General features: G+C 53.0%; 20 protein-coding genes. 19 read left to right on the forward strand and 1 reads right to left on the reverse strand.

What is annotated here, in order from left to right; translation table 11 throughout:
• Position 1 precedes the first annotated feature (1 nt).
• From CAFE_RS00060 to CAFE_RS00135, 17 genes are all read left to right on the forward strand, one after another.
• The gene (locus tag CAFE_RS00060; RefSeq protein WP_066643760.1) at positions 2–430 is read left to right on the forward strand and encodes a phage tail protein; all 429 of its coding nucleotides are present in this window, start codon (positions 2–4) and stop codon (positions 428–430) included.
• Positions 431–443: 13 nt separating this feature from the next.
• Positions 444–812 (forward strand): phage tail assembly protein, encoded by a 369-nt coding sequence (locus tag CAFE_RS00065; protein ID WP_156989432.1) that lies wholly within the window; start codon positions 444–446, stop codon positions 810–812.
• 41 nt (positions 813–853) lie between these two features.
• Positions 854–991 carry a DUF6760 family protein gene (locus tag CAFE_RS20555; protein WP_407926882.1) on the forward strand — a complete coding sequence of 46 codons (138 nt, stop codon included), beginning with the start codon at positions 854–856 and terminating at the stop codon, positions 989–991.
• A 17-nt stretch (positions 992–1,008) separates the two neighbouring features.
• Positions 1,009–1,449, forward strand: a complete 441-nt coding sequence (locus tag CAFE_RS00070; protein WP_156989433.1) for a phage tail protein — start codon at positions 1,009–1,011, stop codon at positions 1,447–1,449.
• Entirely contained in the window at positions 1,446–2,138 is a 693-nt protein-coding gene (locus CAFE_RS00075) for a hypothetical protein (RefSeq protein WP_156989434.1), read from the forward strand. The genes CAFE_RS00070 and CAFE_RS00075 overlap by 4 nt, the downstream gene beginning before the upstream one ends.
• A 38-nt stretch (positions 2,139–2,176) precedes the next feature.
• On the forward strand, positions 2,177–2,836 hold the full coding sequence (locus CAFE_RS20260; protein WP_156989435.1) for a CIS tube protein: 660 nt from the start codon (positions 2,177–2,179) through the stop codon (positions 2,834–2,836).
• 4 nt (positions 2,837–2,840) lie between these two features.
• Positions 2,841–3,938: a phage late control D family protein gene (locus CAFE_RS00085; RefSeq protein ID WP_156989436.1), complete on the forward strand. Its 1,098-nt coding sequence runs from the start codon at positions 2,841–2,843 to the stop codon at positions 3,936–3,938.
• A 2-nt stretch (positions 3,939–3,940) separates the two neighbouring features.
• Positions 3,941–4,678, forward strand: coding sequence for a phage baseplate assembly protein V (locus CAFE_RS00090; RefSeq protein WP_156989437.1), 738 nt, complete (start codon positions 3,941–3,943; stop codon positions 4,676–4,678).
• Positions 4,679–4,696: 18 nt separating this feature from the next.
• Positions 4,697–5,095, forward strand: coding sequence for a GPW/gp25 family protein (locus CAFE_RS00095; RefSeq protein WP_066643752.1), 399 nt, complete (start codon positions 4,697–4,699; stop codon positions 5,093–5,095).
• The gene (locus CAFE_RS00100; RefSeq protein ID WP_156989438.1) at positions 5,092–7,887 is read left to right on the forward strand and encodes a baseplate J/gp47 family protein; all 2,796 of its coding nucleotides are present in this window, start codon (positions 5,092–5,094) and stop codon (positions 7,885–7,887) included. The genes CAFE_RS00095 and CAFE_RS00100 overlap by 4 nt, the downstream gene beginning before the upstream one ends.
• Positions 7,884–8,666 carry a hypothetical protein gene (locus CAFE_RS00105; protein ID WP_156989439.1) on the forward strand — a complete coding sequence of 261 codons (783 nt, stop codon included), beginning with the start codon at positions 7,884–7,886 and terminating at the stop codon, positions 8,664–8,666. Before CAFE_RS00100 ends, CAFE_RS00105 begins: the two co-directional genes overlap by 4 nt.
• 15 nt (positions 8,667–8,681) lie before the next feature.
• On the forward strand, positions 8,682–9,290 hold the full coding sequence (locus tag CAFE_RS00110) for a phage tail protein (protein WP_156989440.1): 609 nt from the start codon (positions 8,682–8,684) through the stop codon (positions 9,288–9,290).
• A 346-nt stretch (positions 9,291–9,636) separates the two neighbouring features.
• Positions 9,637–10,773, forward strand: coding sequence for an ROK family transcriptional regulator (locus CAFE_RS00115; RefSeq protein ID WP_066643748.1), 1,137 nt, complete (start codon positions 9,637–9,639; stop codon positions 10,771–10,773).
• A 373-nt stretch (positions 10,774–11,146) separates the two neighbouring features.
• Complete coding sequence (locus CAFE_RS00120) at positions 11,147–12,349, forward strand: substrate-binding domain-containing protein (protein WP_066643747.1); 1,203 nt, start codon at positions 11,147–11,149, stop codon at positions 12,347–12,349.
• A 63-nt stretch (positions 12,350–12,412) separates the two neighbouring features.
• Entirely contained in the window at positions 12,413–14,008 is a 1,596-nt protein-coding gene (locus tag CAFE_RS00125; protein WP_407926820.1) for an ATP-binding cassette domain-containing protein, read from the forward strand.
• Between the two features lie 11 nt (positions 14,009–14,019).
• A complete protein-coding gene (locus CAFE_RS00130; protein WP_066643745.1) occupies positions 14,020–15,183 on the forward strand; it encodes an ABC transporter permease subunit in 1,164 nt (387 codons plus the stop codon).
• Between the two features lie 212 nt (positions 15,184–15,395).
• The gene (locus CAFE_RS00135; protein ID WP_066643744.1) at positions 15,396–15,710 is read left to right on the forward strand and encodes a hypothetical protein; all 315 of its coding nucleotides are present in this window, start codon (positions 15,396–15,398) and stop codon (positions 15,708–15,710) included.
• Positions 15,711–15,767: 57 nt separating this feature from the next.
• On the opposite strand, the gene CAFE_RS00140 is transcribed toward CAFE_RS00135, so the two are convergent.
• A complete protein-coding gene (locus tag CAFE_RS00140; RefSeq protein ID WP_066643743.1) occupies positions 15,768–16,877 on the reverse strand; it encodes an ROK family transcriptional regulator in 1,110 nt (369 codons plus the stop codon).
• A gap of 273 nt (positions 16,878–17,150) precedes the next feature.
• Between CAFE_RS00140 and CAFE_RS00145 the strand changes: the two genes are divergently transcribed.
• Together CAFE_RS00145 and xylB are read left to right on the forward strand one after the other, a co-directional pair.
• Positions 17,151–17,774 (forward strand): DUF4867 family protein, encoded by a 624-nt coding sequence (locus CAFE_RS00145; protein WP_330593676.1) that lies wholly within the window; start codon positions 17,151–17,153, stop codon positions 17,772–17,774.
• A gap of 13 nt (positions 17,775–17,787) precedes the next feature.
• Entirely contained in the window at positions 17,788–19,293 is a 1,506-nt protein-coding gene (gene xylB, locus CAFE_RS00150; RefSeq protein WP_066643742.1) for a xylulokinase, read from the forward strand.
• The last annotated feature ends 10 nt before the right edge of the window (positions 19,294–19,303 follow it).

Genomic DNA, 19,303 nt, shown 5'->3' on the forward strand with positions numbered 1-19,303 from the left:
AATGGCATATCCGTTTAAAAAATACAATTACGCCGTGCTGATCGACGGCTTTAAGCAGGCCGGTTTTTCCGAAGTCAGCGCCGCGGATGTCGAGGTACAGCATATCGAGTACCGGGAGGGAAACCAGAAAACCATGTCGTTGCAGATGATTCCCGGTATGGTGAAGTACTCCAATGTAACACTGAAATGGGGTTCTTCGGACAGCAAGGAATTTTCCGACTGGATCGCAAAGACAGCGGGCGGCGACGTAACGCAGAAAAAGGTTACCATACAACTGATGGACGAAAAGAACTCCACGGTTAAAGCGGAGTGGACGCTTGAGAACGCCTGGCCGACCAAATACACGGCGCCGGATTTCAAGGCGTCGCAAAATGAAAACGCGTATGAAAGCGTTGAGCTCTGCCATGAAGGGCTGAGCCGCACAAAGTAAGGAGTGACCGAATATGTCTCTGATGACGGAATACGAATTTACGCTGCCGGACGGCTATGTGGACGAGTCCGGAACCCTTCACCGGGACGGCGTGATGCGCCTTGCCACGGCGGCGGACGAAATTCTGCCCATGAAGGATTACCGCGTGCAGCAGAACCCGTCTTACCTGACCATTCTGATCCTCAGCAGGGTTATTGTCCGGCTGGGTACCCTGAAGGAGGTCGGCACCGACGTGGTGGAGCGCCTTTTCGCGCGGGACCTAGCCTTCCTGAACGATATGTATCAGCGCCTGAACGGGCTGGAAGACCGGACGGTTTCTGCGGTATGCCCGCAGTGCGGAGAAAAGTTTGAGATACCGCTAAATTTTACACGGGAGGAATAAGCGTTTACCCGGAACGGGAGCTATACCGGGAAATTACGTTTATTGCCTACTACCTTCACTGGACGGCCGACGAAATTCTGGTTCTGCCCCACGAGGAACGGCGCCGCTTCTGCCGCGAGATCTCCGACCTTCACGACAGTATGGCGGGACGCCCGAAAAATCCCTTTGAAGTCAACTGAATGGAGTGGAGGAAACGATGGGAAAAACATTGACCGACCGACTTTTACTCGGCTTTAATTTTATCGTAGACACGGAATCAGGAGTTTTTCGCGCGTCCAAAGTCAGCAGCATTGAGCAATCGCTCAATCTGGAGGCTTTTCCGGAAGGCGGCGTGAACGGCTATGCCCACGCGCTGATCCGGCCTCAAAGCGAACTGAAAAAGCTGATCTTTGAAAGGGGCTGCTGCGAAGAATACCTGGACCGAAAAATGAGCCGCCTGCTTGGCGTAAGGCAGCAGCAGCTCATGACCATCTGTATCTACGACCGCTCTCAGACCAAAATTCTCAAGACATACCGTGTGAACGGGTGGATGGTCAGCAAATGGAAGGTTTCCGACCTTGACGCGGCTGGCGGCGGCATCCTTCTGGAAACGGTCGAAGTGGTTTATGATACGCTCACGTGTGAGGATTCTGAATGAAACCGAATATTCTGGTGATCAGGTCGGGCACGATTGCCCTGAAGCCGCTGATTCAGCCGCTTTTCTGCCGCGTGGGGAAAAATTTCAGCGGAGCCCGTATGTCCTTGCTAAATCCAGCGCGGGGACCCGAATCCCATATCAAAAGAGTTACATCCAATATTACGAATAACCTGAAAACCGTCAATCATATTTCCGTCAGGGTAATGATCCGGCAAAATGCCCGGATGAAAGAAAACCGGGCGGGCGCAGTTTGGGGCAGCGTCGGTGCCGCGGCCCAAGCGATCATCGACGGAGAATTGCAGCGAGAAATCGACCGGGAGCTCACGCTGATGGAACGCGGGGAAAACATCGGTTCCAACCAGAGGCGGCTGAATCGGATGAGGGCATATCTGAATGCGAAACCGTACCATGTGATCCGGAGCTTTTACGCCGTTCACATGCACAATCCGACCCGTGCGGAATCGGCTTCGGAAACTGCGGGGGAACCGTTTTATACGGATATCGTCCGGGAAAAATCCGTTCGGGATACCCGTTCGGTCAGTGAGATCCATCTGGACGCGGAAAGCGCTGCGCAGCCGCAGCCGGACGACTGCCGGGGTGTGGACGCGAAAAAAATTGCCGGGCAGGTTCTGGAGCAGGTGGAAAAGCGTATGCGGCTGGATCAGGAACGAAGGGGTATTTGGCTCTAGATCGGAAAAATGGAACTTAGGACAAAGGGGGCGCTGCCGTGGAGAAGGCCGTTATCGCGGCGTATGACCCGAAGAGCAGAAAAGTTCAAGGCGATTTTCTAAACGTGCAATTCAATCCAAATACTTATTCCGTTTCGCAGACAAATACGTTTCAGAAGAACTCAAGGCTAACTTCCGGGCAGATGGCCGACGACGCATTCCTGCAAAGCGGGCCTGCGACTCTGTCAGTCGAGCTGTTGTTTGACACGTTCGTATATGGAGCGGCGGAATCTTCACAAAAAGACGTTCGCGACCAATATCGGCTTTTGCGCGGCTTTACTAAGATTGAACCCGATTTGCATTCGCCCCCTCACGTTCGTTTCTCATGGGGGAAGGTTTCCTTTGTCGGCGACATTTTGTCAATACAGGAAACATTTACCATGTTTGCCGAAAACGGAACTCCGGTTCGCGCGAAAGTTGCGCTCAGTATCCAGGGCTGCAACGACGAAGACCTCGTCGCCGGTTTCAACAACTCCCCGGACAGAACGAGGGCAAAGGTTGTCTGTCAGGGCGATACCCTGTGGTCGCTTTCGAATCAGGCCTACGGTTCGCCGGAGCTTTGGAGAACCATCGCAAAGGCCAACGGCATCGAGAATCCGAGAAAACTTTCCCCCGCCGTTACCCTGACCATCCCCGCCATGCCCGGCGGAAAGGAATGAATCCATGGCGCAGTATACATACGAACAGCTGGAAGCCAAATACAACGGCTGGCGGGCCCCGACCGCTAAGGTTTCCATGAACGGGAGTCCGCTTTCCGCCGCAGCCTGGCGGATCGAATCGGTGGAGTGCGTCACGGGGACCGAGCTTTCCGCCGGAATCTGTTCCGTGACGCTCGGCGGAGTTTACGACCGCAAAAACTCACGGTTCCTGTGCGAAGACGAATGGCCCCTCGGCTCCATCGTGGAAGTGGAACTCGGCTACATTGTAACCGAATCGGTTTTCAAGGGTTACCTTTACCGGCTGGAATACGAGCTTGGAGAAGAAGACCCGCCGCGGATGATCCTGCTGTGTATGGATGTCAAAGGGGCCATGATGGGAAACGGCCGACTTGGTTTAACGGGGGGGCTGACCTACCGGCAGGCGATCCGGAGCTTTTTTTCAGGAGAAAACGCCCGCGGCTACAATGTGCTCTGCGGTTCCCCGGAAACGGACGGCCTTCCTGAACTGGACAATCCTATCCCGTTTTCTCCGGCGCAGACGGACGATTACCGCTTTCTGTGCGGCACGGCCCAAAGGTTCGGTCTGGAGTTCTTCGTCTGCAAGGGAAAGCTGCTCTTACGAAAAAAGCCCGACTCCGCCCCGGTTCTTCTGGAGCTTTCTTCCGACCGGGGAATCAAACGGTTCCACGCCGCCCTGAGTTCCGCCGGATATATCAAATCGGTTACGGTACGGGGCGGCTCCGACGACGAAAGGGACGGCGAGAAAAAACGCGCGCTGGGCAAGGCGGAGAACACGCAGTCGATTGCTGCGGAGAGCAGCGACGCCGGCCGCCTGATCGGGCAGCGTTCCGCGGAGTTTTTTTCCTCTGCCGGCGATGACAAAGCGGCGCAGGAACTGGCCGAGGCGCAAATGAGGCGAAGGCGTGAAATGGCAAGCGAAATATCCGTCCGTTTGACCGGCCTGCCCGAACTTCTGCCGGGTTTTTCCGTCAGCCTGACCCGGTTCAGCCCAAAACTGGACGGGAACCTGTATCTGACCTCGGTGATTCATCGTATGGACGAAACGCAGTTCACGACAACGATTACGGGAAGGATGGAATAAAAATGGACCCGTTTGCTCCGGAAAGCGAAAAAATTTACGAATTTTTGCCGGCGACCGTTCTGGCGAACAATGACGAAGACCATAAGGGGCTGCTCAAGGTGGAACTCATTTGCGAGGGAACCGGCAGGGCCGTTCTGGACGGGGTTAAAGTCGTCGTTCCGTTTTCGGGCGACGCTTACGGGATCTGCGCGCTGCCGGAAATCGGCGAACAGGTGGTGGTCGGCTTTCTGAACGGTTCCTTCGACAGGCCTTTCGTGCTGGGAAGCCTCTGTACGGTAAAGGACCGCATGCTTTCAGATTCGTATCACGAAACCAACGCGTACAAGCGGATCGTAACCGCCGGAGGAAACTTAATTGAAATCTCCGACGAAAAGGGCGAAGAGAGCATTTCGGTAAAAACGCCGAAAAAAATCTCGATGATCTTTTCGGAGAAGGATGGAACCGCCGCAATTTCAGCGGGTGAAAATCAGGTAAAAATCAGCGACGCGGACGGTACGGCGGAAATCAGTGCAAAAGAAAAGATTTTACTGAAAACCGGCGGTTCGTCCGTGATGATGGGTTCGGATGGAGGAATTACCGTAAACGGTGAGAATCTGCAGTGGAAGGCAAGCGCCATTTCGGCTAAAAGCAGCGGGGAACTGACGGTTCAGGGGACGAAAACGTCGCTTTCCGGTTCCATGGTGGAAATCAGTTCGCAGGGAATTATGACCATCAAGGGCAGCATAACCAAGATCAATTAATCGGTGAAAGGCATTTCTATGGAGAATGGATTTTTAGGCAGAGGCTTCCCGTTTCCGCTTCGAATAGCCGACGGGGAAATCGAGCCGGAAAATGGGGAAGCAAAGATCAGGCAGGCAATCTATGTGATTCTGATGACGCGTCAGGGGGAGCGGCCGATGCTACCGGAATTCGGAAGCCGCCTGTGGGATTATGTGTTCGATCTGCCCGGCGAAACCTGCCGCCATCTACTTTGCAGCGAGATCGTCCAGGCAGTCTGCCGCTGGGAGCATCGGGTGGATCATGTGAGCGCGGCTGTCGACGATTCTGAGCTTTCGAGGGGAAAGGTTATTCTCACGGTTTCCTATACCGTACGCGCCACCAACCGTCCGGACAATCTCGTCTTTCCATTTTATCTGGAAGAGGGGGGTGGAAGATGAAAGAGAAGGGGGAAATGCCTCTTATCGTTTCAGAATCGCGTGAAGAGCTTTTGGCCGAAGTGAAAAAATCCGCCGGGGATTCGGGGATCACGTTTTCCGACCCAAAGGGCCTCGCCAATACGCTTTTTACGCTTTATTCGTATTTTTGGTCAGAAACGGCGGAACGCCTGAACCGGACCCCGGAAAAGCACCGCATCGCCTTTCTGAATTGTCTTCAGGCCGCTCATTTTCCCGCGCAGGTGGCCAATACTTTTGTCGTTTTTCAGGTGGTGAAAGGATATGGCTGCCCAGTCAAAATTCCGGAAGGGACCGTGCTGACCGCTGTGCCCGAGGACGGCGGGGAATCGGTAGGATTCCGAACCAAATGGAATTTCTGGGTTGTGCCGTCGTCGATCCGGGATATCCTTTGGGCTGATTGTGCTGCCGATACGGCTTGCCGCGTGTATTCGGACGTGCGGGACCCGTCGCCCGAAGCGTTCGAGCCATGGTGCGGGGCAAAACCGGACGGGCGCCACCGGTTCGACATGGCCTTTCGCAACGTATTGGGCGGCGAAGGGGAAAATCTGGACGTCGCTCTTTCTATGAATGTCCGCCTGCGAGATCCACCTTTGCCCGCCGGGGCGCTCGCCGACCCTGTGCGGTTCCGCTGGAGCCTGACGGATTGGTCCCCGGAGCCGGACGGCGCTTTGGGGAAATCCGTGCGCGTGATACCGAAAGAAAACGGCGGACTGATCCTTTCCGCGGATGGGTTCCGCAGCAAAGAGCCGCTGGCCTGCTTAAGTCTGGAGCTGCTGGACGGAGCCGCCCGCGATTTGTCCTTTGAACAGATCGAGATATGCGCGGAAAAGAGCGGACTGAGCCCGGACGCCGTGGTGATGGGAGACTGTGAATTGGACGGGAACCGGTTTTATCCGTTCCGGCCGATTCTTCATCCGTTCGAAGAATGCGGCGTGTTCTGCGGCGAGGCGCTTTCCAAACACGGCGCGGAAATCACCCTGAGTTTCCGGCTGTCCGTTGAAACGACGGAGGAGCACCCGCAGCGGAGGGAAGAAACGGTCAACTACAAATGGATCATGCGTAAGCCCTTACCGAAGCCGAAAGAAGAAATCCAGGAAGCTTTCGCATCCTCGGTGAAATGGGAGTACTGGAACGGAAAATCCTTCCGCGCCGTATCCGGGAAATGCGGGCCGGCGGACGACTTTTCAAAAGACGGGGAGCTGCGGCTCGTTTTCGACTGCCCGGATGATATCAGCTTGGGGGAGTATGGAGGCAGGAAGGGATATTTCCTGCGCCTGAGCTGCGGGGAATGCAGGGAGCTGTATCGGCTGCCGCGCCGCGTCCATACGCCGTGTATTCAGAACGCGCGGTTTTCTTATCGCTTTTTAAGCCCGCTGCGTCCGGAACGTTTTCGCACCGTTAATTTCGGCGACCGGGCCGAGCTGCCCGCGGATTTTCCGGTTCGGCCTTTTTCCGCGCCGCCCTGCCGGTCGAAATCCCTGTTCCTCGGACTGGACTGGCTTTCCGGCAATCTTCGTGTTCAGATGTGCGCGGCATTGGACGAGCCGCAGGAGGCGGACGAAAAGCTGACGATGGAAATCCTCGGCGAAACCGGATGGGTCAAAATGGCCGTCGACGACGAAACGGGCGGACTGCGGCGCAGCGGGCTGATTTCTTTCCTTACCCCTCCATCGGTTCAAAAAAGATCTCTGTTCGGCGCGGAGCGATACTGGATCCGGATGACTCCACCGGCGAATTCCGAGGGGCTGAAGATCAAAGGATTTTATCTGAACGCACAACGGGTCGAAAACAGGGTCCGGCACCGCAGGGGTGTCCCGCTCCAAAACCTGCCGAAAAGCGGAATTCTTCAGCTCCCCCACGGCAATCTGATCAAAACGTGGGTGTTTGTGAAATCCGCCGACGACGGGAAATGGGAGCTTTGGAAAGAATTCCTGCCGGGCTGTGAATTCCGGCAGGGCCTGTACAAAATCGACCACAGCAGCGGAAGAATCTATTTTCCTCCGCAGATATTTTATCGGGCTTCGACGCCGGACGACGTGATCTTCATCGTTTACGACACGGGAGACGGGAAACGGGCCAACGTCGCAGCTGGTGCAATCAATAAAATGAGGAAGGAAATTCCCTACATTGCATCCATACGGAATCCATTTCCAGTGCTGGATGGTTACGACAGCGAAAAAGACGAAGAACTGGCGTCCCGCGCTGAAAATCTGCTTTACACCCACGGCCATGCGGTTACGGAGAAGGATTACGAGCTTATGGCCCTCGACCTTTGCCCTGAAATATACCGGGCGCGCTGCATCGGCGGAACGCCGGTCCGGCTGGCGGTACTGCTGGATGTTCCGGACAGCCGTGTCGTTTTTCCGAGAATCTGCCGCACGCTGCTCCCTTTTTTTAGAGCCTGCGGAGCTGCGCGGACGGCCGGAACGCAAATCGAAATTTTGCGGGCTGTTTCGGTACCGATGGGGTGCAGCCTGAACGTTCGCGCAAAGGATCAGCCGATCGGCGAAGAAATTGAAACGCTGGAAGAAAAGCTTACCGCCTTTTTCGATCCAATCGGCGGCGGCTTGCGCGGCGACGGCTGGGAAATCGGACGTCTTCCGACCTTCGACCAGATCCTGTCGTTTCTGGAGGAAGGTTTCCCTAGGCTGCAGATTTCGGACCTGTCGGCGGCCGTTTTAAAAAACGGCCGTACCACCGATCTTCAAGAAATCACGCCGGGTCCGTTTGACGTTCCCGGCCCCGTCAAAATAAAGGTGGAGATTTCAGCATGATGGAACTTCCTGTTTTGGATGATAAAAAATACCGCAGGCTTTTTGAGGAGGCCGTCGCCCGAATTCCTCTCCTGACGGACAAGTGGACGGATTTCAATCCGCAGGACACCGGAATCATGCTTTTAGAGCTGCTGGCCGCAATGACGGAAATTCAGATCTATTATCTTGATCAGACCGGAGACCGCTTTCTGAACGCCTACTTCAATTTAGTCGCCCCGGGCACCAAAGGAAAACCGGTTCCGCAGCGCAGTGCGGAATTTGTGCGGGAATTCCAGCAGGTAAAAAGCGCAGTGACTTTCCGGGATTATGAAATGCTGGCCCTGAGTTCTTCGCCGCGGCCCGAAAAGGCACGCGCGGAACAGACCGGCGGCATGCTGCGCCTGACCGTCTTTCGGAAAGGACGACTGACATCGGAAGAACTCGGCCGGATCTATCAGGAAATCAAGCCTCACTGCCTTCTGACGACGCGCCTGGAAATCCGGCAGGCGCTGTTGGCGCCATTAAATGTTTCCTGCATGGTTCGGCTTGACGCTGACACGGGGCGTTCACAAGCCTGCCGGGCAAAAATAATAGACATTTTCACCGGTGCCGCCGAGAGAAAAAGGATCGGCGAACGCCCGGACACCGGCGGAATCCGCATGGAAATACTGTCCGTTCCGGCGGTCAGGGAAATTGAACGCCTGTCGATTCAATACAAAGGAACGGATCTGGATAAAATCAGGGAAACAAAGAATCTTTGTTTTGAAATCGAATCGATAAGGCTTGAGCTTTTTACTTAACGGAGGACAATCGGTATGTACAATATAGAAGAACGTCCTTTTTTTGACCATCTGCCGGATCTTTACAAGGACGATCCGCTGCTGGACCGCCTAACGGCTGTTTTTGAGGAGCCTTATCTGAAGCTGGAGAAAATCATTGACCGACTTCCGGAAATGCTGTACGACCCGGATCAAACACCGGAGCCGTTTCTGAATTTTGTGGGAGAGCTCGTCGGACTTCGAAATGGATACGGTCAGTTTTCCCCGGAACAAATGCGGGAATTGATTCCCGTTGCGTGCTGGCTCCAGGGCTGGAAGGGAACCCGGACAGCCATGGAGAAGCTTTTGCGAATTTATTTGAAGAATTTTTGCGGAGATCCCGTTCCCTTTCGAATCGTTGAATATGAAAACTGGAACGGCGATCATTCCAAAGAAGTTTTGGTTCGTTATTCCGGTCTGTACGGCGGCGAGCATGACGTAACCGTATTGTTTTTGCCCGAACCGGCTTTGCAGTCCGCGGAAGTACAAAACCGCCTGATTATGCTGCTGAAAGACTATACACCTGCCGCTGCCCGCTTAAACGCGGTATTTATCGAAACGAAAATGGCGCTGGACACTTCTTATCTTGGATATAACGTTCTTTAAATTTGATTCTCAATGCGATACCGGACCGTAGAGCGTGGATGAGTTCAGTGTATAGCCGCAGCTGAGAACGAATACCTCTTCGACCAAAAAGATAAAATCCGCGTTTCCCGGCCGACTTCGCTATTTTCCATGAATAATAGGAAATGATTTTTAGGAAAAGGATTAAGAGGAAAAGAAAAGCAACGTGAGCGGAAATTACGATCAGTCAAAAAATCGATTCCTTTATTGTTCTGTGATGGGAGGTTTACGGATTGCTCCATTCGAGCAAGGGATTGCAAAAGGGGAAAAAATTTATTATAATATATAAAATACTTTTGCAAAAGTAACTTAAATATGGAGAACAGCTATGAAGGAATTAAAAGTACCTGTAACCGAAAGGCGCAGGCTGACCAGAAACAGTATTTACAGTTTCATCTATGAATCCGAGTCCCCTCCGTCAAAGCATGAAATCGCGCAAAAACTCGGGCTGAGTCTGCCGACCGTGCACCAGAATATCACGGAACTGTTAAACGCCGGACTCATTCAGGTCGGAAAGGTGCAGAAATCGACGGGCGGCAGGAGAGCAATCGGCTATTCCATCGTCAGCGATATCAAATTTGCAGTGGGTATCTCCATTACAGCGGATAAAGTGCATTTTCTGGCCTCCGATCTGAAGCAAAGCGAACTTGCCTATAAACAAATTGCGATCGGTTCCCTGAAAATGAATGAAATTGGAGCGCGGGTCGCAGGGGATTTGGAGACCTTTCTGAACGAGAACAGGCTGGACCGCAGCCGGATGTTGGGCGTAGGCATTACGCTTCCGGCTGTTTTGGACGAAGAAAAGGACGAGGTAAAGCTGTCGCCCACCATGCAGATGCGGAATATCAGCCTGAGCACCATCCGGGAGCCGATCCCCTACACCACCTATATTGAAAATGACGGGACCAGCGGCGGATTTGCGGAGTGGTTCGGGTCGCGGAACACGGTGGGCAACAATATCGCCTACCTTTATCTGGAGAACGGGGTCGGCGGCGCGGTGTTAATCAACGGTGCGCAGTATTACGGGAAAAACAGAAGAAGCGGCGAATTCGGCCACATGTGTGTGGAGCCGGGCGGACTGCTGTGCAGCTGCGGAAAACGGGGATGCCTGGAGGCCTACTGCTCCGCCCTTCGCATCAGCACGAAAATAGGTGTTTCGATTGAGGAGTTTTTCGACGGGCTCAAACAGGGAAACCGGGAATACCGGCTTTTATGGGAAGATCTTTTGGAACATCTGGCGATCGGGATCAACAATATTCATATGATGCTGGACTGCGACGTCGTTCTGGGCGGATTCCTTTCCCAGTACCTGGAACCGTACCTGCCGGAACTGAAACGCATGGTGGAGCAAAAGGATACCTTTGAGGATGGCTCGGAGTATTTACGGCTCGGCCGGTACCCGCGAAAGGCAAATATGATGGGTGTTGCATGGTGCTATATCAAGAAATATATCGAAAGTGTCTGACTTGTATTTGTCCCAAATCAGCAAAATAAACATTGGGGATAATGACTAAAAATAGAAAACTGCACAGAAATATATTGACTTTACCGCCTGATTGTTATATGATTTAGACACTTAAATAAATATCATTTATAAAAGTAAGTAAATTACTTTATTTGGAAAATCCGGTCCGCTCTTTCACGGAAGGCCGGCGCAGGGCAGGCCCTTAATCCCTTTCATTCTTTTCACTTGATTTTTTCTTCGCCGTTATGTTTATGTTTTTAATCTGACGCGTAATAGGAGGGTATCCAGCAGGTTCAGGACTCAGACGAGGTGTTTTGCCTCTTCGGGCTTTTGTAATCAATGAATCAGGAAAAATGTAAGGAGGAAAGTATTGATGAAAAAACTAATTGCAGCTGTATTGGCCTGTATGATGACGGCATCGATGGTGGCCTGCAGCAATGGATCCGCCGGGGGCCAAAGTTCGGCGGCGGCACCAAGTTCCGAAGCCGCTCAAGACGCGGCGGGTTCGGCGGCGTCCGCCCCGGCGGCCGGCGGAAAGAAAGTCGGTATTTCCATGCCGACAAAATCTCTGGAGCGCTGGAACCGCGACGGTTCTTACCTGGAAGACCAGTTCGAGGGAAAGGGCTGCAGCGTGGAGCTTACCTATTCCGACAACAAAATCGACCAGCAGGTAAAGGATATCGAGAATCTGATTGCCGATAAAGTTGACCTTCTTGTTGTGGCGGCCATCGACGGCGATTCCCTCTCCAATGTTCTGAATACCGCCAAGAGCGCGAATATCCCGGTCATTTCCTACGACCGTCTGATCATGAACACCGACGCGATCAGTTACTATGTGTCGTTCGACAACTTCAAGGTTGGTCAGCTGCAGGGGCAGTTCGTGGTCGACCAGCTGGGCCTGAAGCCGGACGACAAGTCCAAGAGCTACAACATCGAATTCACCGCGGGCGATCCGGCCGACAACAACGCGACCTACTTCTTTAACGGCGCCATGGATCTCCTGAAGCCGTACATAGACGCCGGAATTCTGAAGATTCCTTCCGGCCAGAAAACGTTCCAGCAGGTTGCGACGCAGTCCTGGGATACCAAGAACGCGATGAACCGCATGCAGAACATTCTGGGTTCCTATTATTCCAACGGCAAGACCACGCTGGATGTTGCTCTTTGCTCCAATGACTCCACCGCGCTGGGCGTCACGCAGGCAATCGGCTCCGACTATATGGGCAGCAACACCCCGATCATCACCGGCCAGGACGGCGACGAAGCAAACCTTGCGAATATCATTGACGGCAAACAGTCCATGACGGTCTACAAGGCTGTTGCGAACGAAGCGGTTGCCACGCTTGATATCGGCATGGCGATGCTGAACGGCCAAAAGCCGGACGAAAGCCTGATTAAGTCCTCGGGCTGGAAGTTCGACTGCTCCTATGACACGAAGTCCTACGACAACAAAAAAGGCATTATTCCTTCCTATCTGCTTGTCCCGACTGTCGTTACCAAAGACAACATCCAGAAAGAGCTTGTCGACACCGGTTACTACACGATGGATGGCAAATATCCGAAGGCAAAGAAATAATACGAACGGCTTGTACGGGCGGGGTTATTCAGCCCCGCCCGCTCTTCATTTATAAAAGCAGAGATGAAAATACACAGTCAGGGGGGCATTGACTTGCCAGACAATATTTTAGTTATGCAGAGCATCACAAAATTGTATCCCGGTGTCAAGGCATTGGATAATGTGAATCTGGAAGTGCAGCGCGGTGAGATTCATGCACTGGTCGGAGAAAACGGCGCCGGCAAATCAACCCTGATGAATGTTTTAAGCGGAACCATTCCATTCGGCGAATATGAGGGGAAAATTCTCTTTAATGGGTCGGAGTGCCAGTTTAAACGCATTCATGACAGTGAAAAGCTTGGCATCGTTATCATCCATCAGGAATTGGCTTTGATCCCGGAGCTTTCCATTGGCGAGAATATGTTTCTCGGAAATGAGCGCAACGGAAAGCTCGGTATCGATTGGAACGAGACATACAGTCAGGCGACGAAACATCTGGAAGAGGTGGGACTGAAAGACAAGGCCACAACCCTGATTAAAGACATTGGGACCGGAAAACAGCAGTTGGTTGAAATTGCGAAGGCGCTTTCCAAAAACGTAAAGCTGCTGATTTTGGATGAGCCGACTTCCTCCCTGAATGAAGAAGACTCAAAAATGCTTTTGGATATGCTGTTGCAGTTTAAAAAGCAGGGCATGACTTCCATTATCATCTCACATAAACTGTCCGAAGTTGCTTATGTGGCCGACCGGATTACCGTGCTCCGCGACGGAGCGACGATTGAGACCATCGACAATGAGGACCGTACCATTGATGAGGACCGGATTATTAAAGGAATGGTCGGACGCGAGCTGACAAACCGGTTCCCCGCCAGAGAGCACAAGGTCAGCGAGGAAATCGGACTGGAAGTAAAGAACTGGGTCGTTCATCATCCGATTTATACGGAGAAGCAGGTGGTAAACGGCGTCAGCTTCCATGTACATAAGGGCGAGATCGTAGGGTTTTCCGGATTGCAGGGCGCTGGCCGTACCGAGCTTGCCATGTCGCTGTTCGGCAAGAGCTATGGCAGCGGCATTTCTGGCCGGGAATATCTGAACGGCAAAGAGGTGCACCTGAAAACCGAGGAGGACGCCATCGAGCACGGCCTCGCGTACGTAACCGAGGACCGGAAGACCAACGGGCTGGTTTTAATCGACACGATTGCGAAGAACACCACAATGGCGCGGCTCAAAAAGGTGTGTGACAAACACGGCGTTATTGATGTCGGCATGGAGAACCATGTTGCGGAAAAGTATGTAAAAGTAATGAATATAAAGACACCGACCGTGCAGCAGCTGGTCGGGAATCTGTCGGGCGGAAATCAGCAAAAGGTATTGCTTTCCAAGTGGATGTTTGCGGACCCGGATGTTCTGATTCTGGATGAACCGACCCGCGGCATCGATGTCGGCGCAAAGTACGAGATTTACTGTATCATGAACGATATGGTTGCGCAGGGAAAATCGGTAGTAATGATTTCCTCTGAACTGCCGGAACTTCTGGGGATGTGCGACAGAATTTACGTGATGAACGAAGGCTCCCTGGTTGCCGAAATGAGCCGCGATGAAGCGACGCAGGAAAAGATCATGGGAGCCATTCTCCACTCCGATAAAAAGGGCATTTCAGAGGAACAAAAGGAAGCGTAGGAGGCAGAAGCATGACAAAGGCATCTTCAATTATTAAAAAGTACACGATGACCATCGCTCTGGTTGTGGTCTTCATTTTCTTCACGGTATTAACGAACGGCAGACTGGTCTACGCCCAGAATATTTCCAATCTGCTTCTGCAGAACGCTTATGTTCTGGTTATGGCATGCGGCATGCTGCTGTGCATTCTGACCGGCGGAAACGTTGATCTTTCGGTCGGCGCCACGCTTTGCCTTGTGGGCGCCGTCGCGGCGCAGCTGATGGACCAAAACTCCATGGGAGCGCTGCCAACGATTCTGATTGCCATGCTGATTGCGGCTGTGATCGGCATCTGGCAGGGCTTCTGGATCGGTTATATCCACATCCCCCCGTTTATTGCGACTCTGGCGGGTATGTTCCTGTTCCGCGGGCTCGGCCGTGTCGTCCTGGCCTCCAAAACCGTCAACATTCAGAATGAAGCGTTCCTCAATACCTTTATTTCCTATATTGACGTTCCCGGTATGGACACCAAGTCTTTTCATGTTTCGGCGTTGATTGTCGGCGTGGCGGTAGCGGTCCTGCTGACCGTGCTGATGCTTTCCGGCCGGGCCAAAAAGGTAAAAAAGAACTATGCGGCTGATTCTCTGGTCACCACGCTGGTCAAGGTCATCATTATCGATGCCCTGATTATCGCATACTGCTGGAAGCTCGCCAACTATAAAGGCATTCCGGTTATGCTTCTCTGGATTCTTCTGGTGGTTCTGATCTTTGCGTTCATTACGATGAAAACCGCTTTCGGCCGTTATTTCTACGCGGTGGGCGGCAATGAAAAGGCCGCAAAACTGTCCGGTATTGACCCGAGGCGCGTCTATTTCTGGGCTTACTTCCTCATGAGCGTATTGGCGGGCTTTTCCGGCTTGCTGGTGGCGGCCCGCATCGGTTCCGTCGACGGCAACATGGGCAACTCTTACGAAATGGACGCAATCGCGGCCTGCTTTATCGGCGGAGCATCTGCTTACGGCGGTTCCGGTACTGTTTCCGGCATTATGATCGGTGCGATTCTGCTCGGCGTTATGAATCAGGGCATGTCGATCTACGGACTTCCGGACGAATGGCAGTATGTTGTGAAAGGCGCTGTTCTTCTTGCGGCCGTTATCTTCGATGTCGTTTCGAACCATAAGGTAGGGAAGCAGTAAGGCTGATTGCGTTTCGCGATTCGGCGGGGAAATCCGTCAGAGGGATTCGCTGCGGGCGCGCCGCACTGCGGGCGGTTTTCACAAAAGAAATTGTTGGAAACAGCACCCGAAGCGCGGCGCGCACCGTCCGCTGAAGGCGGTTCCCGTTTCGGAATGCGAAAATGGAATTTCGTCGCCCGCTCGGGAGCGAGTGAAAAGCGGGAGGAAAACAAATGCAGGTTCAATCAGAGGAACTTCGTACAAAGAAAAAGAATGCCGGAATCAAGCTGACTCTTCGCATTCTGGTTGCGCTCTATATTCTGTATCTGACGAAAGGAATCGTCTTTGCGCAGGTGAAGCACACAAGCTCCCTGCCGCTCTTGGTTACCGTGCTTGCGAGTGTTGTTTTCTTTCTGGCTGCCATTGCGTTCGGACTCTATGCATGGCGGGAATATAAAAATTCGCTTACCGTGCGGGGAAGCGGACAGGGACCAGGGTCCCCGGGGGACGGCGGCAAGAATCTTTCCGACTCGATTGACCGGAAGTAAATTGTGTTTTGTGAACGCCGATCCTATGCCCGGAAGGGCTTGATCGGCGTATTCTTTCTAATCGTTCAGAAAGGAGTCGATCTGCTGAAGCGCGGCCCCGACCGCGCTCGCTTTGTCTTTGAATTTACTGAAATGAAGATAGTCAGGCTCGCCGCAGAAGGAATGAAGCGCTTGAAGTTTTTCCATAAGTATGCCGGAGTATTTTTCCAGATAGCGGTCAATTTCGCCGCCGATAATAATTTCGGCATCGAAAATGGTGCGGATGTTGTTGATCCCCGTGGCGAGATAGTCCAGATAAATATCCCATTTCTGCTTGCAGTACTGGTTTCCCGTTTCAAGCGCCGCGAAGAAATCATCCACGTCTTCAAAATTCGGTTCCGTTAAAACCTTTGTGGAACAGTACGCCTCCAGACAACCATTTTTCCCGCAGTTACAGGGCAGCCCGTTCTGCACAATCGTCATATGGCCGAATTCTCCGGAGTAGCCGTTGATGCCGTTATAAAGCTTGTTGTCAATGATAATGGCCCCGCCGACGCCTTTGTTGACGGAAAGGAAGACGGCGCTTTCCACTTCATCCATTTGCCAGATTTCGGCGAGACCGGCCAGATTTGCTTCATTGTTGACCATGACGGGAAAGGGGATTTGCTTTTTCAGACTGTCGATCGGAAGGTCCTTTACGTGCAGAGTGGGACTGTATTCCAGAAGATCGGCTTTCGAATTTACCAGCCCGGGCACGGCAATGCCGACCCCGAGGAGCTTGTTGAGATCCACGTGATTTTCCCGCAGAAAGAGGTCTAGCTCTTCGGCCATGGCCCTGAAATATTTCTCGTCATTCCGGAACGGTTCACGGATTTTTTTATAGAACAGGATACTCTCTCCGAGGTCAATTACCACAAAGCGGAGATGGTTCTGCGTGACTTCGATCCCGCAGGAGAGCCGCGCGCCGTAGTCCAGTGAGTTGACGAACGGTTTTCTTCCGCCGGAAGATTTCAGTGTTCCTGATTTCGTGACCAGGCCGCGTTTTTCCAGGTCCTTCAGAATGAGGGATACCGTCGGCATGCTCAAGCTGAGAGAATCGGCGATGTTTTGCTTGGTTGCCCCGTTGTTGGAGTAGAGAAAATTCATGATTCTGTTCTTGTTTACATCTCTTACCTGAAGATTATTCAAACTTAACACACCTTTTTCCAAAGTTTGCTGGAAACCTTACTGCGTTTTCCGATAGAATTCTTTTGTAAAAATCATAACACGTATCTTTTTTATATTTTATATCCGGACGAATTTTTACAGGTTTTATATAAGTCTTTTATTTTAGTGAGGGTTTTATTCTTTCATGTAGTAGACAGGGTGAAAATAGAATGTTATCATACTTTATGAAAAGTATTTTTTAAAAGTTGTAATTAAATTTAATATTTAAGGATAGTGAAAATCATGAGTGACACAATCGCGGTTCAATCCATCCGGGACGATGCCTTTCGAAAATACGGCAGAGTCGTTTCCGGGCTCAACTGCGCCCAGCTTCTGAGCAGGCTGAAGAAGACCCCTTGCCCGCCGGATGCAACGGTTTATGTGGCTTCCGACCCGGAACTGGAAAAGCTGGATATTTTTGGTGAGCTTCAGAACCGGGAATTCGGCGGACTTCCGATCGAGCTGGGCTATTGCAACGGCAGCAATGATAAGCTCAACGCTCTGGAATATCATCGGAGTTCCGAGATCAATATCGCGGGAACGGAGCTCATCCTTCTGCTTGGCTGTCTGCAGGATGTAAGCACGGCGTTTACCTATGATACCGGACGGGTGGAAGCGTTCCTCGTTCCGGCTGGAACCGCGGTTGAATTGTATGCGACGACGCTGCACTTTGCCCCGTGCAGCACATCAACGGAGGGCTTCCGGGACGCGATCATTCTTCCGCGCGGCACGAACCTTCCGCTGGAAGCAAAACCGGCGGCACAGGGAGAGGACGCACTGCTGTTTGCCAAAAACAAGTGGATGATTGCACATCCGGAGTCCGGTCTGCAGGCGGACGGAGCTTTCGTGGGCCTTCAGGGCAAAAATACTAGGGTGTAACGGGGGAAATACGATGTCTGAAAAATGTGTCCTTGGAATCGACGTTGGAACTTCCGGATGCAAAATCCTTGCTCTGGACGATTGCGGAGTGATTCTGGGTTCCGTCACGGAGGAGTACCCCTGCTATGCGCCTCAGCAGGGATGGTCGGAACAGGACCCTGAGGATTGGTGGAACGGTACTGCGGCGGGAATCCGCAAAATCATTCCGCGGCTGAACGGGAAAACGGTCTGTGCCGTGGGCCTTTCGGGGCAGATGCACGGCATGGTGGCGCTGGACCATGAAAATCATGCGGTTCGGCGAGCAATTCTGTGGAACGATCAGCGAACCGAAAAGCAGTGCGACGAGATCACGAAACTGGCGGGGGGACCGGATGCTCTTCTGGCCGAGACCAATAACAGGATGCTTACGGGGTACACCGGCGGGAAAATCCTATGGATGAAGGAAAACGAGCCCGAGAACTATCAAAAGACCGTACATATCGTTAACCCGAAGGACTATATTCGGCTGAAGCTGACGGGGGAGCTTAAAACGGATGTTTCCGATGCTTCCGGTACGGGTTTCTTCTGTGTGAGGGAGCGCCGGTGGTCCGACGATCTGATCCGGAAAACAGGCCTTGATCCGACAATGTTCGTGGAGGCGGTGGAATCGACGGCTGTTTCCGGCTATGTAACGAAAGGCGCTGCGGATGTCACCGGCCTGTCTGCCGGAATTCCCGTCGGGGGAGGCGGCGGCGACGCCGTTATCTCAACAACCGGCCTTGGCCTCGCAAAATCCGGCCGGGTCGGGGTGACGGTCGGAACCTCCGGCGTCGTCGCCATGGGGCTTGCTTCGTTTCTTCCGAATCCCAACGGGATGCTTCAGGTTTTCTGCGGGAATGAACCCGGATCGTTCAGTGCGATGGGTGTGACCCTTGCGGCGGCCGGTTCCTACCAGTGGTTCCGGAATTCTCTTGGTCAGGATGAAATACGGAGGGAGAAAGAGGAGGGCAAAAGCGCGTTCGCTCTGCTGGATGGCGAGGCGGCTTCCGTTCCTCCGTGCAGTGAAGGAATGTTTTTCCTGCCGTACCTTTCCGGTGAGCGCGCGCCTCTGAACGACCCTTTCGCCCGCGGCGCGTTCCTAGGAGTAACCTCCCGCCACGGCAAGGGGCATTTTGCCCGCGCGGTTCTGGAGGGCGTCGCGTTTTCGCTGCGTCAGGTCTACGAACTGATGAGTGCGAAAGACGCAAGCGAGATTGTCATCGCCGGGGGCGGTGGGGCAAGTCCGCTCTGGCGTCAGATTTTCGCGGATGTTTTTCATCTTCCCGTGAGAACCGTGTACGGCAGCGCGGAGGGCGGCTCTTTCGGCGCCGCTCTGGCGGCCGGCGTAACCGCCGGTATCTGGGGAAGCCTGGAGGAAACCGTGCCTCTGATCCGTTCGGAAAGCATGACGGCGCCGATTTCCGCAAATGTCGCATGCTATGAGGAACATTATGCGAAGTACGTCAAATTCTATGATGCTCTGAAATGGAGCTTTCATTAACAAAGGAGTG

It is taken from the genome of Caproicibacter fermentans, from assembly GCF_009746625.1.
In the GTDB taxonomy this organism is placed as follows: Bacteria; Bacillota; Clostridia; order Oscillospirales; family Acutalibacteraceae; genus Caproicibacter; species Caproicibacter fermentans.